The following is a 15,005-nucleotide window of genomic DNA, read 5'->3' on the forward strand; positions in this document are numbered from 1 at the left end:
AAAATAAATACCAGAAACGAAGACATACGTCCTCATTTCTGGTATTTTTCGTTATGGTGTAACTTCTTCATCTTTTATATTAACAACGCCATGCCAATTAGTATAATAGGTCTTTCCTTTGTAGTCGAAAGAACCTTGCCTCAAAAGATCGCCATACTCGGTAAAGTAATAATAGTACTTGCCAATCTTATAAAGTCCGTTTTTATAAGGTGTCCCATCTTCTCCAAAGTAATAAGTATATTCAGAGTAACTAACAAATCTGTTTTTGACCATTTCTCCGTAAGAATCAAAGAAGTATTGCTTGCCGTCTACACTGTAAAGATTGATGACCCTTCGTCCTTTTTCGTCAAAATAATAGACCTTACCTGTTGGGCTGGTATAGAAGGAGTTTTTTAGATTTGTCGGAATTTGTTCTGCTGGGTCATCTTGAATTTTGTATGTATCTCCATATTGGTTTGCGAGATAGTATTTACCCTCATGAAGTACGATTCTATTTTTAATTATTTCCCCAGACTCATCATAAAAAGCAGCAGGGAATTCACGCTTAGGAGCCTCCGGAACCTTGATAGGTCCTGGATCATCAAAGATAGTAGGGTCGTCCTCAATATCTGGTACACTAGGATCGTAAATACCAACTTCACGTCTAGAAACCCAGTCAGGGATTGACTTGTTCTCCGCTTGGACTGTTCCGGTGGAAATCAAAGCAGAGGCCAAAGTCGCAGCAGAAGCGAGAGAGAGGCCCAGCCAATAGCGGCGGTTGAACATTGCTTTGGTGTTCTTTTCTTGTCTCATAGCAAATCCTTTCTATGCAACTGTTAGCACAAGATTAAAGAATCTCATTTTTAACAGTTAGGTTATGTTATTTCTATAAAATTATACCTCTGTAACATTTCTATAATATTGTAATACTATTTCATTTTTATAGAGATTATATTACTAATTGGTGATAAAAACGAACAATCATTAGATAATATGTAAACGTTTACAAACATCGTTTTTTGTGCTATTATAGGGATGAAAGGAGAATGCCTATGATGAAAAGGTATAAATTGCTATTGGCGCTTGCCTTATCATTACTAGTTTTTTGGCCATTGGGAGCCATAAAGGCAGATACGGTTAATCAGCCGCCAGAATCTGCTAACCAGTCTGAACAAGCAAGTGCTGCAGTTGTAACAAACTCTTCTGATAGTAGTGCAGGGGCTAGGGGCACGCCAAGTCAGGATAGTCAGATTGCCGAAAAAGCCTTGTCAGTCTCTGATGTTCCGTCAGTTGCAGCTACTGAAACTGCTGCTTCAACCAAAGAAGGCAATACTGGTAATTTAGTAGAAGATTCTGCCAAACCAGCGACTGCCCAGCCTGCAGAAGTTCTCTTAGCTGCCAATCAGACGCAGGATCAGGCAGCGAGTGATACACCGTCTGCTTCTAAGAGAGTGCGGGAGCTTGTGGAGGATATGACGCTTCGTCAGAAGATCACCCAGATGCTGATGCCAGACTTCAGAAAATGGCAGCAAGAGGGCCAGGCCTCTCAGTCTGATATGACGGAGCTGAATAAAGAAGTGGCAGAAGCGGTTGATAAATACGACTTTGGCGGAGTTATTCTTTTTGCTGAAAATGTGAAGGGAACTGCTCAAACCTTAGCCTTGACACAGGCCCTGCAACAAGCAGCTATCAGCAACCAAGATAATAATGGTAAGTTGCCGCTCTTGCTTGCTATAGACCAAGAAGGTGGTATTGTCTATCGTTTGGGCAGTGGGACTGCTCTTCCAGGCAATATGGCAGTTGGCGCGACGCGAGATCCAGAATTAGCCAATCAAGCAGGTCAAATCATCGGACGGGAATTATCGGCTCTAGGTTTGAATGTCAACTTTGCCCCAGTATTTGATACAAATAATAATCCGCAGAATCCCGTTATTGGTTTGCGGTCCTTCTCTTCTGATCCTAAGGTGGTTGCCCGTTTGGGAACGGCTATGATGGAGGGGATTCAGAAATACAATGTTGCAGTAGCGGCTAAGCATTTCCCTGGGCATGGTGATACGGCGGTAGATTCTCATACTGGTCTGCCTCTGGTAGATAAGTCCTATGCAGAGTTAGAAGCACTGGAGTTGCTTCCTTTCAAGGCTGCCATTGACAAAAACGCTGATATGCTGATGACAGCTCATATCCAATATCCTCAGATTGAAAAAGACACGGTTGTATCTAAGCAAACTGGCGAAACCATCTATATCCCTGCTACCTTGTCTGATGACATTATTACCGGCATTGTTCGCAAGAAATTTGGCTACAAGGGAGTGGTAGTGTCTGATGCTATGGGCATGGATGCGATTGCCAAAAATTTCGGAGAATCTGAAGCGGCTATCATGGCAATCAAATCAGGTGTAGATGTGGTGCTGATGCCAACCGTCTTACGTAGCAAGAGTGATTTAGCCAAGATTGATAAGATTATCAACGATATTGAACAGGCGGTTCAGAGAGGTGATATTCCAGTCAGCAGATTGGATGAGTCTGTGACCCGCATCTTGAACCTAAAAGAAAAACGAGGTATTTTAGACTTTGACCCATCTGAGCGCACACAAGCTAAGGCTGAAGCAACTGTTGGCTCAGAGTTAAACAGAGATACTGAACGAAAAATCGCTGCTAGCGCAGTGACTGTAGTTAAAAACGATGATACTGTTCTGCCCTTTAAAGTCAAATCTGGCGACAGGATTTTGCTGTTAGCGGCTTATGACGATGAAGTGCCTGGACTAGAGCTGGGTGTCAAGCGTCTGATAGCGGACGGAGTGATTCCAGCAGGTGTCACATACGAAGCGCTAAACTACAACAAAACAACCAAGTTAGAAGATTTGAAAGGAAAGATTGACCAAGCGACACACCTTGTCTTAATCTCTGAAATTGGACGTCAATCTCAACTAGCCAGCGATTTCTGGCTGACAAGAGTTCCGACAGAAGTTGTGGACTATGCAAATGCAACTGGAAAACAGGCAGCTGTCATGAGCATTTCCAAACCTTATGATGTAGCGAATTATTCTAATGCCAAGGCTATTGTAGCAGTTTATGGAAACAAGGGCATGGATCCAACAGAGTCTCTGAAGCCTGACAATGCCTTCGGTCCTAATATCCCAGCAGGTGTGGAAGTCATTTTCAATGGTCAAAATCATGTTGGGAGGTTACCAGTAAATGTGCCGCTCATCAAGGACGGTATCATGTCAGAGACAGAGGTGGCCTATCCTATAGGGCATGGTCTCTTTTATACCGATCCAGTTAAGGATATAAAGGTGAATATCCCTTCATCTGCTCAGCTAGATCAGCCTTTTACAGCTACCGTTACCCTGAGTGGACTAAACGGTTTAGAAAAAAATGACTACCGTCTTGCCCTTAAGATGGATAGTCAGCATTTCAACATCCTGCCAAGTCCTGACTATACCATCTCTGGCGATACTGTTCTGATTTCTAAAAAAGCCAACGATACCAATCCAGTTCAGATTGGTTTGAAAGGCTTAGTGGAAGGTCAGTTCAGTCCAGTGCTTTCCCTGACCTTGATTGACAGTCAAGACAGAGAATTCAGCATGGGAGAAGGTTATTATAAGGAGCTTATTCAGATTACTGCAGCTAGGCAGAGCATGGTTCCAGGTCAACAAAATCCTCCGCAGCTGAGTTTGCGTTCTGTTGAACCTGTAAGTTCTCGTCAGCAACTAAGTCAGCAGGCTACACAGGCTAGCCAGCTTCCTAAAACAGGAGATAGCAGCAGTTTGTTCTTAGTCTTGTTGGGTGCCTTGTTCTTGTTTGGGGCTGTCTATCTGTATGACTTGTCCTCTCGCAGACTATAAGCAATAAAAGAACGAGCGAGCAGTGTTGAAGAGCTCACAGTTTTACTTATTCTTGATAAAATAACAAAAAGGAAGAATCCAAAGTAACTTTGCAGTAAAAGCGGATTCTTCCTTTTTTATTTGGAGATTTGTAGGAATGCTGCAGCAGAGAGCTTTGCGAGTTTTCTAAAAATACGTAGGCTTGAATATTTTACTCGTCTGTCATCAGTTTACTATTTACTTTTTATACGCTTTTTGGTATAATAGTTCATGTTATAAAATGTAACATCAAAGGAGGTTCTATCCATGAAAGCATCTAAATGGCTGATTGCGACTGGAGTTGCACTGAGTGCCGGGCTATTGCTTACGGCTTGTAGCCAGTCTTCATCTAGCACAAATAATTATACTTACGTTTATAGTTCAGACCCTGACAGCTTGAACTATCTTGCTACAAACCGTGCAACGACAAATGATGTCATTTCCAACCTGGTCGATGGACTTTTTGAAAATGACGAGTACGGAAATCTGGTTCCCTCTATCGCGAAGTCATGGACAGTTTCTAAGGACGGTCTGACCTATACTTATAAGCTGCGTGATGATGCTAAATGGTACACATCCGATGGTGAAGAATATGCAGAAGTAAAAGCTCAGGACTTTGTGACTGGCTTGAAGTATGCAGCGGATGAAAATTCTGAAGCTATTTATCTCGTTCAGGACTCTGTGAAGGGCTTGGATGCTTATATCAAGGGTGAAGATAAGAATTTTGACAATGTTGGTGTCAAGGCTATTGACGACCATACTCTGCAATACACTCTGGCTCGCCCTGAGCCATATTGGAACTCTAAAACGACCAGCACGATTCTTTTTCCAGTCAATGAAGAGTTTCTGAAAGCAGAAGGAAGCAATTTTGGCTCAGTCAAGCCATCTAGCATCCTCTACAATGGTCCTTACTTGCTTAAGTCTCTGACTTCCAAGTCTGTGATGGAATTTGTCAAGAACCAAAACTACTATGACAAAGACAATGTGACTCTGGATAGCATCAAGCTGACTTATTACGATGGAAATGATCAGGAAGCGCTGATTCGCAACTTCAGCGATGGCGTTTACAGCACGGCTCGTCTCTATCCGAATAGCTCTGGCTTTGCTTCAGTCAAGAAGAAATATGCGGACAATATCGTATACAGCCCGCAGGATTCTACTTCTTATTACTATAATTTCAACTACAACCGTCAGTCTTACAATCATACTTCTAAAACAACAGACGCTCAAAAATCTGCTACTAACGAAGCAATCATGAACAAGGACTTCCGTCAGGCTATTAACTTTGCCTTTGACCGTACATCTTATGGTGCGCAAGGAAATGGTGAAGACGGAGCGACTAAGGTCTTGAGAAACACCTTAGTGCCGCCTACTTTTGTTCAAATTGGCGACAAGGACTTTGGAACCGTTGTTGGGGAAAAATTAGTCAACTATGGTAGCCAATGGCAAGGAATTGATCTTTCTGACGCTCAAGATCCTTACTACAATCCTGAAAAAGCTAAGGCGAAATTTGCAGAAGCTAAGCAAGCCTTGCAGGCTAAAGGAGTTGAATTCCCAATTCACTTAGATATGCCTGTGGATCAGTCTAGCACGATTGGCGTTCAATGGGCTAGCTCAACTAAGCAGTCTATCGAATCGGCTCTTGGAGCAGAAAATGTCGTCATTGACCTGCAAAAGATGAGCACAGACGATCTTAATAATATCACCTATTTTGCTAATTCTGCTGCTCAGAAAGACTATGATATGTCTACTGGTGGCTGGACTGGTGACTACCAAGACCCATCTACCTACCTTGACACTCTTAATATCAAGAACGGTGGAAGCTTGCAAAACTTTGGTTTTGAACCTGGTCAAGACAATGATAAGATTAAAGAGCTAGGCTTGGATACATATACTAAGATGCTGGAAGATGCCAATGCTGAAACCAACGATGTGCAGCTGCGTTACGAAAAGTATGCAGAAGCGGAAGCTTGGTTGCTAGATAGTGGCTTAATTATCCCGACTGTTTCACAAGGGGCAACGCCGTCGGTTACTAAATCAGTGCCATTTACAAAGGCCTACTCACCAGTTGGTGTCAAAGGTTCAGCTTACAACTTCAAGCTGACTCAGCTTCAGAAGGATGTTGTAACGACCAAAGAATATGAAGCTGCTAAGAAAAAATGGAAAGAAGAAGCTACTGCGGCAAATAAAAAAGCCCAGGAAGAACTTGCTGACCACGTTGAAAAATAAAAAACGATTCACTTAGCGACATTGGGGCTGGATTTTTCCAGCCCCTTTTTGAATGGCTTGACCGAGGTTTTTGTAGTAAAATAGAAAGAAATACTGGAAGGAAGTGAGACGGATGCAAATAGGAATTTATAGTGCATTGCCTGAGAAAGAAAAGCAAGTATTGTTTGAATTAGTTCAAGAGTGTAATAAGGTGGACGGAGGATATAGACTGCCCTACCTGGATAATAATTATAATGCAGATCCTGAAATGCCAGCCTTCTTCTTGGCTGAGATGGATGGCCAGACCATCGGCTTTTTATCAGTCTACGCGGATGAACCTGGCCAAGCTGAGGTTTCTCTCTATGTTCTGCCGATGTATCGCCGTCAGGGTGTGGCTAATCTGCTTCTGGCTGCTTTTGCAAAAGTAGCTGATCAGTATGATTTGACCGAGATTGAGTATGTAGCGGAGCTGGTCTTTTTGAATGGTCATCCCGATTTTGCTAGGAGATTTGATTACCAAACAGATGAAGCGGAAATTTGGCTGGCACAGCCTGCTCAAGCTTTTCCTCTGGAAGAAAGAGAAGGGATTGAGGTTTTGCAGGGGAGTTTGGACTTGGCTGAAGAGATTGCAGCCTTTCAGTCCCAAGTCTTTGAGACACCGCTAGATGTTGCCTTGAAATACGCCAGAGAAGCCGTTAGCAGTGGTTCCAGTCTGCTTTACATCTTGAAGAAAGATGGTAGAGTTGTAGCTTCTGTGTCGGTTGATACGGATTTTGGCACTAATTATTTCTTTGGCTTGGCGGTTAATCAAGATTTTCAAGGGCAGGGGTTAGGAAGTTATCTCTTGCTTGCAAGTATGCAGGATTTGAATAAACTCAATGGACAGGAGTTTCAGATTGTCGTAGAAAAGCAGAATACCCGAGCTTTGAAACTTTATAAAAAGCTAGGCTTCAAAGAGATGACAGAGGTTGTCTATCTAAAAGAAAAATAGCAAATTTGTCTCAGATTACTCATTAACTTAAAAGGAGAAACTGGCTTCTTACAGTTGGTTTCTTTTGTTCTGCTTTGGTTTATGGTATAATGAGACGATATGTAAAGAAGGAAAATATTATGAATATTCAACAATTGCGTTATGTGGTCGCCATTGCTAACAGTGGGACTTTTCGAGAAGCTGCGGAAAAAATGTATGTCAGTCAGCCTAGTCTGTCTATCTCTGTCCGTGATCTGGAAAAAGAGCTGGGTTTCAAGATTTTTCGTCGGACCAGCAGCGGGACTTTTCTGACACGCCGAGGAATGGAGTTTTATGAAAAGGCTCAAGACTTGGTCAAGGGTTTTGATGTTTTTCAAAATCAATATGCTAATCCTGAAGAGGAGCGGGATGAGTTTTCTATTGCCAGCCAGCACTATGATTTTCTGCCACCTTTGATTACACAATTTTCTCAGACCTATCCAGAGTATAAGAATTTCCGAATTTTTGAGTCAACAACCGTGCAGATTTTGGACGAAGTAGCGCAGGGCCATAGTGAAATTGGCATTATCTACCTCAATAATCAAAATACCAAGGGGATTATGCAGCGGGTGGAAAAGCTAGGCTTGGAAGTAATTGAGTTGATTCCTTTTCAGACCCACATTTACCTGCGGGAAGATCATCCTCTGACTCAGAAGAATGAGCTGGTCATGGAAGATTTAGCTGCCTTGCCAACTGTTCGTTTCACTCAGGAAAAGGACGAGTATCTCTATTATTCAGAGAATTTTGTCGATACCAGTGCCAGCTCACAGATGTTTAATGTGACGGACCGAGCGACTTTGAATGGGATTTTGGAGCGTACCGATGCTTATGCGACGGGGTCTGGCTTTTTGGACAGCAATAGTGTAAATGGTATTACTGTCATCAAGCTTCGTGACAACTTGGACAACCATATGGTCTATGTCAAGCGTGAAGATGTGGAGCTGACTCAGGTCGGGGAAGACTTTGTATCGGTTATGAAAGAGTATTTTGCACAGAAAAAATAAAGTATGAAAAGAAAAATTATTATTCCTTTTGCAGTCTTGGTTCTTATTGCTGTGGACCAGCTGGTTAAGTTGTATATCGTCAGCGATTTTAAGCTAGGGCAGGTCAAGAGTTTCATTCCTCGTCTGGTGAGCCTAACCCATCTCCAGAATACTGGTGCAGCCTTCTCCATGCTAGAAAATCAACAATGGCTCTTTACATTGGTGACATTTCTGGTTATCGGCGGAGCTGTTTACTACCTCATCAAGCACCTCCATGCCTCAAAGTGGATGCTGGCTGGGCTGACCTTGGTGATTGCTGGCGGTTTGGGGAACTTTATCGACCGGATACGTCAAGGTTTTGTTGTGGATATGTTTCAGTTAGATTTTATCAATTTTGCTATTTTCAATGTGGCGGATATGTATCTAACCTTTGGTGTAGCTATTTTACTGTTGATGATTTTGAAGGAAGAAAAAGATGGAAGTAAGAATTGAGGCTTCGGTAGCTGGTCAGCGATTGGACAAGGCGGTTGCCGAGCTGACAGACTTATCGCGGAGTTTGGCTAATGAGCAGATCAAGGACGGCCGGATTTTGGTCAATGGACAAGCCAAAAAAGCCAAATACGCTGTCAAAGAAGGCGATGTCATCTCCTATGAGCTGCCTGAGCCGGAAGTGGTTGAGTATGTGGCAGAGGATATTCCGCTAGAAATCGTCTATCAAGATGAGGACGTGGCAGTCGTCAATAAACCTCAAGGAATGGTGGTCCATCCTTCTGCGGGTCATACCAGCGGTACGCTAGTCAACGCGCTCATGTATCACATCAAAGACCTGTCTGGCATCAATGGAGTCCTAAGACCAGGGATTGTCCATCGGATTGACAAGGACACTTCTGGGCTTCTCATGATTGCTAAGAATGACCAAGCCCATGTGGCTCTGGCTGATGAGCTCAAGGATAAGAAATCCCTACGCAAGTATTGGGCTATTGTTCATGGAAATCTGTCTAATGACCGTGGAGTGATTGAAGCACCGATTGGGCGCAGTGAAAAAGACCGCAAGAAACAGGCCGTGACAGCCAAAGGCAAGCCTGCTCTGACGCGTTTCCAAGTCTTGGAACGTTTTGGTGACTATAGCTTGGTTGAGCTTCAGCTGGAAACAGGCCGAACCCATCAGATTCGCGTCCATATGGCCTACATCGAACACCCTGTGGCTGGAGATGAGGTTTATGGACCGCGCAAGACCCTAAAAGGACACGGCCAGTTTCTTCACGCACGAACGCTGGGCTTCACCCATCCTCGAACTGGTGAAGTTCTGGAATTTACAGCTGAAGTGCCAGTTACTTTCCAAGAAACCTTGGAAAAATTGCGACAAGGATAGCGCAAGTCCATTCATCATTAAAATACAAATTTTCCTTCGGCCGCTTCAATTGCGGTCGTTTTTATTTTCCGTAAATCGTGGTATAATAAGACAATCTAGCAGTGAAGGAAAAGGAAATGAAAGCAAAGCGAATCGTATTTAAGGTGGGGACTTCGTCATTGACAAACGCAGATGGCAGTCTGTCACGCGCCAAGGTAAAGGAAATCACTCGGCAGTTGGCTCTCTTGCATGAGGCAGGACATGAGTTGATCTTGGTCTCATCAGGAGCTATTGCGGCAGGCTTTTCTTCTCTGGGCTTTAAAAAGCGACCGACCAAGGTGGCGGATAAACAGGCTTCAGCTGCGGTTGGACAAGGCTTGCTCCTCGAGGAATATACAACCAATCTTCTTTTGAAGCAAATCATTTCTGCTCAGATTCTTTTGACACAGGATGATTTTGCAGATAAGCGGCGTTATAAGAATGCCCATCAGGCCTTGTCTGTCTTGCTGAATCGCGGTGCAATTCCTATCATCAATGAAAATGACTCGGTGGCCATCGAGGAGCTCAAGGTCGGAGATAATGATACACTGAGTGCTCAGGTGGCAGCTATGGTTCAGGCGGACCTCCTAGTGCTCTTGACAGATGTCGATGGACTCTACACGGCCAATCCCTCTATCAATCCAGATGCTCGTCGACTGGAAAAGATTGAGAAGATTAGCTCTGAGCTGATTGATATGGCGGGCGGTGCAGGAACGAGCAACGGGACTGGTGGTATGCTGACAAAGATAAAAGCAGCAACTCTTGCGACCATGTCTGGCGTTCCGGTCTATATCTGCTCTTCACTCAAGACTGATGCTCTGCTGGAAGCTGCGGAGGAAACCAAGGATGGCAGTCTCTTTTTAGCCCAGGAAAAGGGTCTAAAAACGCAGAAGCAATGGCTTGCTTTCTACGCTAAAAGTCAAGGGGAAATCTATGTAGACCAAGGAGCAGCCGACGCTCTCAGAAATAATGGAAAAAGTTTGTTGGTATCCGGTCTTGTATCTGTATCGGGGAGCTTTGCCTATCAGGATACGGTAACAGTTTATGAAGATGGCAGCGGAGCTATTCTTGGTAAAGGGCGCGTGCGCTTTGGTAAGTCAGCTCTTAAAGATATGCTCAAGTCCAATAAGCCTAAGGGTGTTGTCATTCATCGAGATGACTGGATTTCTCTGACACCGGAGTTGAATGATTTATTTGCAGAACTTTAGAAGACGAGGAAAGGAGAAGCGATGACCTCAACACAAGCGATTTTTGAAAAGGTTCAGAAAGTCAAGAAGACGATTAATACGGCCACAACGGCTGAGAAAAACCATGCTTTAGAAGAAATGGCAAAGCAGCTCTGGCTTTCTCGTGCTGATATTTTAGCAGCTAATGAACTGGATATGGCAGCGGCTAAAGGTAAGATTTCAGATGTGATGCTGGACCGCCTTTATCTAGATGAGGAGCGGATTGCTGCCATGGCAGATGGCATTCGCCAGCTGATTGACTTGGAGGATCCTGTAGGGCAAGTCTTGGAAAGGACTGAGCTTGAGAACGGCCTCGTCATCAGTAAAAAGCGGGTGGCTATGGGCGTAATTGGGATTATCTACGAAAGTCGGCCCAATGTCACTTCAGACGCTGCGGCTCTGGCGCTAAAGAGTGGCAGTGCAGTCGTTCTCAGAAGTGGCAAGGATGCCTATCAGACAGCGCAAGCTATTGTCACAGCTTTGAAAAAAGGTTTGGCTCAGACGGAGATTTCGCCGGATTGTATCCAATTGGTTTCTGATACCAGTCGGGCTTCAGCTCAGGCAATGATGAAGGCCAAGGGCTATCTGGATTTGCTCATTCCTCGTGGTGGCGCGGGATTGATTCAGGCAGTCGTGGAGAATGCGACTGTGCCGGTTATTGAGACAGGTACTGGAATTGTCCATGTCTATGTAGATAAGGATGCTGATCAGGACAAGGCTTTGGCGATTATTGAGAATGCTAAGACCAGTCGCCCCTCTGTCTGCAATGCCATGGAGGTACTGCTGGTTCATGAAGAGATTGCAGGTGCATTTTTACCACGTTTGCAGAAGACTTTGGTGACAGATCGTGATGCTGCGCAAGAAAACCCTGTTGAATTACGCTTGGATGAGAAAGCAGGTCAGTATATCTCGGGCTCGCAAGCTAGACCAGAAGATTTTGACACCGAGTTCTTGGACTATATCTTGGCGGTCAAGCTGGTTTCCTCGCTGGAAGAAGCGGTGGAGCATATTGAAGCTCACAGCACCCATCACTCGGATGCCATTGTGACGGAGAACGATTCAGCGGCAGCTTACTTCACAGAGCAGGTGGATAGTGCTGCAGTTTATGTCAATGCTTCAACCCGTTTTACAGATGGTGGTCAATTTGGCCTTGGCTGCGAAATGGGGATTTCTACTCAAAAACTGCATGCCAGAGGCCCTATGGGGCTGAAAGAGCTGACCAGCTATAAATACGTCATCCAAGGGACTGGTCAAGTGAGGAAATAATGATGAAAATTGGATTTATCGGTCTGGGAAATATGGGCGGCAGTCTTGCTCGCCTAGTTGCCCAAGATGAAAGATTTAGAAGCGAATTACTCCTGGCTAATCGCAGTCGAGACAAGGCTGAAAAGATTGCTGCGGAAGTTGGTGGACAACCGGTCAGTAATGAAGAAGTTTTTGCTCAGGCAGAGGTGATTTTTCTGGGTATCAAACCAGCTCAATTCGCTGACTTGCTGACTGAATATCAGGAAATTCTAGAAAAACGGAATTCTCTTCTGCTGGTTTCGATGGCTGCTGGTCTGCCCTTGGAGCTATTAGAAAAATTGACACCTAGCCACCATCGTTGGATTCGGATCATGCCTAATACACCAGTAGCTGTTGGCGAGGGTGTTATTAGCTATGCCTTATCCCAGCAGGCGAATCAAGCAGACGAAGATTTGTTGCGTGAGCTACTGTCTTCTGCTGGCCTTTTGGTCAAACTAGAGGAAAAGCAGTTGGATGCGGCGACAGCTCTTGCTGGCTGTGGACCAGCCTTCTTCTATCTCTTTATAGAGGCCTTAGCAGACGCTGGTGTCCGAGCAGGACTCAGTCGCGACATATCGCTTGAACTGGCCAATCAAACTCTTTTAGGCGCTGCCAAGCTAAGTCGGGTTAGTGAGCAACATCCGGCTCAGCTCAAAGACCAGGTCTGCAGTCCGGCTGGTTCGACCATCGCCGGGGTAGCTAGTCTGGAAAAAAATGCTTTTCGAGGAACGGTCATGGATGCCGTTCAAGCTGCCTACAAGAGGACGCAGGAGTTGGGGAAATAAAGAAATCTACCAGTTTTAAGCTGGTAGATTTTGTATAGGTTGGTAGTCAAATCAGAGGGGGAATTATGTTCTTTCAACAATTTGCAGATGAAAATTTTATCTTGAATAATCTTCATAAATGGTATGGTCATGATTGTCAGATTTCTCAACTCTCAAAAGGTAGTGAAAATCTAAATTATTTGCTCGACGGCCAGTTGGTGGTTCGTGTGCTTTATTTGGCCAAAAGTTCGCCAATTTTTTCGCAAGCCTTTCCGTATCTAGAAAGAGAAGTGTATTTTGTCAATACTTTATACGAGAACAAGTTAAATCCGCTTCGGTATCTGTCTTTTCCAGATGGGAAGTTCATTCATCGGTTGGATGTGAAGGATGGAAGTCTCTTTTTTCTGAAATATCCTTATTTAAGAGGTGAACGAATGACTTTCTCTTCCTATAATTTGACAAAACTTGCTCGAAAATTAGCAAATATACATAATTTTTCTCAGAGATATTTGATGACATTTGAAAGAGTCCCCTTTTATGACGACTTGATTTCTTCTTTACATTTCAGAGCTTTTTCTTACAATCCTCAGCTTGAAAGAATCATTCCAGGCTATCAGGTATTGTGGAAAATATTTCAAAAGAACACAAAAACTTTGAAGTCAATGAAGTCTGAGAGGGGGAATATTTTTATTCATAACGACTTACATAATGAAAATTTGCTGCTTTGCGAAAAGGAAGTAGCTATATTGGATTTTGGAGATTGCAGATATTCATTACCAGAAGAGGATATTGGAACCTTATTTTGGGGAATCCTGCAGAAAGTTGAAAGGTCAAAATATGAAGAAATGCTAGATAATTTTTTTAAATATTATTCCAGACCAATCGATAAAACTGTTTGTTTTCGTTATGCCTTGCAGAGATTTTTAGATATTCATTTGTATTATCTGAATGAAAATCTAAAAGAAGCTAACTTAATCAAATATCAAAAAGAAAAATTCAACAAAGAAGAAGCAATGATTAATTTTCTCATATTGAAAATTACTGAATAATACTTGCTTAATAAAAGTGTTTAAAGCTTGAAGCAGGGATTTGGCGATTATGATTTTAACCTTATTAATCCAACATTTATCCCGCTTGTCTTTATGATTTATGTTATAATCTTACTATGCAAACCAAACCGACTTCTGCTTATGTGCACATTCCTTTTTGTACTCAGATTTGTTATTACTGCGATTTTTCCAAGGTTTTTATCAAAAATCAGCCGGTAGATAGTTATCTGGAGCATTTGATTGAGGAGTATGATTCCTACGACATCAAAAAGCTCCGTACCCTCTATATCGGTGGTGGGACTCCGACGGCTCTATCGGCACCCCAGTTGGCTTTTTTGCTGGAAAAGCTGACAGACAAGCTGGACTTGTCTTATCTAGAAGAGCTGACCATTGAAGCCAATCCTGGGGATTTGGATGAGGAGAAGATTGCGGTACTCAAAGATTCACCTGTCAATCGGGTTTCGCTGGGCGTACAGACCTTCAATGATCGCATGCTCAAGCAGATTGGCCGCAGTCACTCGGAACAGGACATCTATGAGAATATTGCAAATCTCAAAAAAGCAGGTTTTGACAATATCTCAATTGACTTGATTTATGCCCTGCCCAAGCAGACTATGGAAGATGTGAAAATCAATGTTGACAAGGCTATTGCCCTAGACATTCCCCACATGAGTCTGTACAGCTTGATTTTGGAAAACCATACGGTCTTTATGAATCGGATGCGGCGAGGGAAGCTGCCTCTGCCCAAGGAAGATTTGGAAGCGGAGATGTTTGATTACATTATTGCTGAGCTAGAAAAAGCAGGTTTTGAGCATTATGAGATTTCAAATTTTTCCAAGCCAGGCTTTGAGAGCCGCCACAACCTCATGTATTGGAACAATGCGGAGTATTATGGTATCGGAGCGGGAGCGTCTGGCTATGTCAATGGTGTCCGCTATAAAAACCACGGGCCAATTCGCCATTATCTGCAGGCGGTGGAAGCGGGCAATGCCCGTGTGCAGGAAGAAGTGCTGACGCTGAAAGAACAGATGGAAGAAGAGATGTTTCTGGGCTTGCGTAAGAAGTCAGGTGTTTCAAAAAAACGCTTCAAGGAAAAATTCGGTCTTTCCTTTGAAGACCAGTACGGAGCTGTTGTGGCTGAACTGACTGAGCAGGGCTTGCTAGTGGCAGACAAAGACATCGTACGCATGACCAAACAAGGCCTCTTTTTGGGCGATACGGTTGCTGAGAAATTTATATTGGAGTAAATC

At 43.6% G+C, this 15,005-nt stretch carries 12 protein-coding genes; 11 read left to right on the forward strand and 1 reads right to left on the reverse strand.

Annotated elements, in window-relative coordinates; translation table 11 throughout:
* Window positions 1-51 precede the first annotated feature (51 nt).
* The gene (locus tag K4I03_RS00870) at window positions 52-792 is read right to left on the reverse strand and encodes a hypothetical protein (RefSeq protein WP_227963390.1); all 741 of its coding nucleotides are present in this window, start codon (window positions 790-792) and stop codon (window positions 52-54) included.
* Window positions 793-1,025: 233 nt separating this feature from the next.
* Here K4I03_RS00870 and K4I03_RS00875 point away from each other — a divergent pair, with 233 nt between their 5' ends.
* From K4I03_RS00875 to hemW, 11 genes are all read left to right on the forward strand, one after another.
* On the forward strand, window positions 1,026-3,824 hold the full coding sequence (locus tag K4I03_RS00875; protein WP_227963391.1) for a glycoside hydrolase family 3 N-terminal domain-containing protein: 2,799 nt from the start codon (window positions 1,026-1,028) through the stop codon (window positions 3,822-3,824).
* A 285-nt stretch (window positions 3,825-4,109) separates the two neighbouring features.
* A complete protein-coding gene (locus tag K4I03_RS00880) occupies window positions 4,110-6,071 on the forward strand; it encodes a peptide ABC transporter substrate-binding protein (RefSeq protein WP_048773297.1) in 1,962 nt (653 codons plus the stop codon).
* 112 nt (window positions 6,072-6,183) lie between these two features.
* The gene (locus K4I03_RS00885; protein ID WP_048773299.1) at window positions 6,184-7,041 is read left to right on the forward strand and encodes a GNAT family N-acetyltransferase; all 858 of its coding nucleotides are present in this window, start codon (window positions 6,184-6,186) and stop codon (window positions 7,039-7,041) included.
* Between the two features lie 119 nt (window positions 7,042-7,160).
* Window positions 7,161-8,063, forward strand: a complete 903-nt coding sequence (locus tag K4I03_RS00890; RefSeq protein ID WP_032912458.1) for a LysR family transcriptional regulator — start codon at window positions 7,161-7,163, stop codon at window positions 8,061-8,063.
* 3 nt (window positions 8,064-8,066) lie between these two features.
* Window positions 8,067-8,534 (forward strand): signal peptidase II, encoded by a 468-nt coding sequence (gene lspA, locus K4I03_RS00895; RefSeq protein ID WP_002909845.1) that lies wholly within the window; start codon window positions 8,067-8,069, stop codon window positions 8,532-8,534.
* Window positions 8,518-9,414 carry an RluA family pseudouridine synthase gene (locus K4I03_RS00900; protein ID WP_227963392.1) on the forward strand — a complete coding sequence of 299 codons (897 nt, stop codon included), beginning with the start codon at window positions 8,518-8,520 and terminating at the stop codon, window positions 9,412-9,414. Before lspA ends, K4I03_RS00900 begins: the two co-directional genes overlap by 17 nt.
* A 116-nt stretch (window positions 9,415-9,530) precedes the next feature.
* Complete coding sequence (proB, locus tag K4I03_RS00905; protein WP_227963393.1) at window positions 9,531-10,640, forward strand: glutamate 5-kinase; 1,110 nt, start codon at window positions 9,531-9,533, stop codon at window positions 10,638-10,640.
* Between the two features lie 21 nt (window positions 10,641-10,661).
* Window positions 10,662-11,924 carry a glutamate-5-semialdehyde dehydrogenase gene (locus tag K4I03_RS00910; RefSeq protein ID WP_002904420.1) on the forward strand — a complete coding sequence of 421 codons (1,263 nt, stop codon included), beginning with the start codon at window positions 10,662-10,664 and terminating at the stop codon, window positions 11,922-11,924.
* A gap of 2 nt (window positions 11,925-11,926) precedes the next feature.
* Window positions 11,927-12,727 carry a pyrroline-5-carboxylate reductase gene (proC, locus tag K4I03_RS00915; protein WP_227963394.1) on the forward strand — a complete coding sequence of 267 codons (801 nt, stop codon included), beginning with the start codon at window positions 11,927-11,929 and terminating at the stop codon, window positions 12,725-12,727.
* Window positions 12,728-12,792: 65 nt separating this feature from the next.
* Window positions 12,793-13,755 (forward strand): aminoglycoside phosphotransferase family protein, encoded by a 963-nt coding sequence (locus K4I03_RS00920; protein ID WP_227963395.1) that lies wholly within the window; start codon window positions 12,793-12,795, stop codon window positions 13,753-13,755.
* Between the two features lie 116 nt (window positions 13,756-13,871).
* Window positions 13,872-15,002 carry a radical SAM family heme chaperone HemW gene (gene hemW, locus K4I03_RS00925; RefSeq protein ID WP_227963396.1) on the forward strand — a complete coding sequence of 377 codons (1,131 nt, stop codon included), beginning with the start codon at window positions 13,872-13,874 and terminating at the stop codon, window positions 15,000-15,002.
* The last annotated feature ends 3 nt before the right edge of the window (window positions 15,003-15,005 follow it).

The organism is Streptococcus sanguinis (assembly GCF_020729725.1).
GTDB classification, from domain to species: Bacteria; Bacillota; Bacilli; order Lactobacillales; family Streptococcaceae; genus Streptococcus; species Streptococcus sanguinis_V.

Bases quoted from the DNA above. Each gene is read 5' to 3' on its own strand.
- K4I03_RS00880 (WP_048773297.1), top strand. From the start codon at position 4,110: ATGAAAGCATCTAAATGGCTGATTGCGACTGGAGTTGCACTGAGTGCC.
- lspA (WP_002909845.1), top strand. From the start codon at position 8,067: ATGAAAAGAAAAATTATTATTCCTTTTGCAGTCTTGGTTCTTATTGCT.
- K4I03_RS00870 (WP_227963390.1), bottom strand. From the start codon at position 792: ATGAGACAAGAAAAGAACACCAAAGCAATGTTCAACCGCCGCTATTGG.
- hemW (WP_227963396.1), top strand. From the start codon at position 13,872: ATGCAAACCAAACCGACTTCTGCTTATGTGCACATTCCTTTTTGTACT.
- K4I03_RS00890 (WP_032912458.1), top strand. From the start codon at position 7,161: ATGAATATTCAACAATTGCGTTATGTGGTCGCCATTGCTAACAGTGGG.
- proB (WP_227963393.1), top strand. From the start codon at position 9,531: ATGAAAGCAAAGCGAATCGTATTTAAGGTGGGGACTTCGTCATTGACA.
- K4I03_RS00875 (WP_227963391.1), top strand. From the start codon at position 1,026: ATGCCTATGATGAAAAGGTATAAATTGCTATTGGCGCTTGCCTTATCA.
- proC (WP_227963394.1), top strand. From the start codon at position 11,927: ATGAAAATTGGATTTATCGGTCTGGGAAATATGGGCGGCAGTCTTGCT.
- K4I03_RS00920 (WP_227963395.1), top strand. From the start codon at position 12,793: ATGTTCTTTCAACAATTTGCAGATGAAAATTTTATCTTGAATAATCTT.
- K4I03_RS00900 (WP_227963392.1), top strand. From the start codon at position 8,518: ATGGAAGTAAGAATTGAGGCTTCGGTAGCTGGTCAGCGATTGGACAAG.
- K4I03_RS00910 (WP_002904420.1), top strand. From the start codon at position 10,662: ATGACCTCAACACAAGCGATTTTTGAAAAGGTTCAGAAAGTCAAGAAG.
- K4I03_RS00885 (WP_048773299.1), top strand. From the start codon at position 6,184: ATGCAAATAGGAATTTATAGTGCATTGCCTGAGAAAGAAAAGCAAGTA.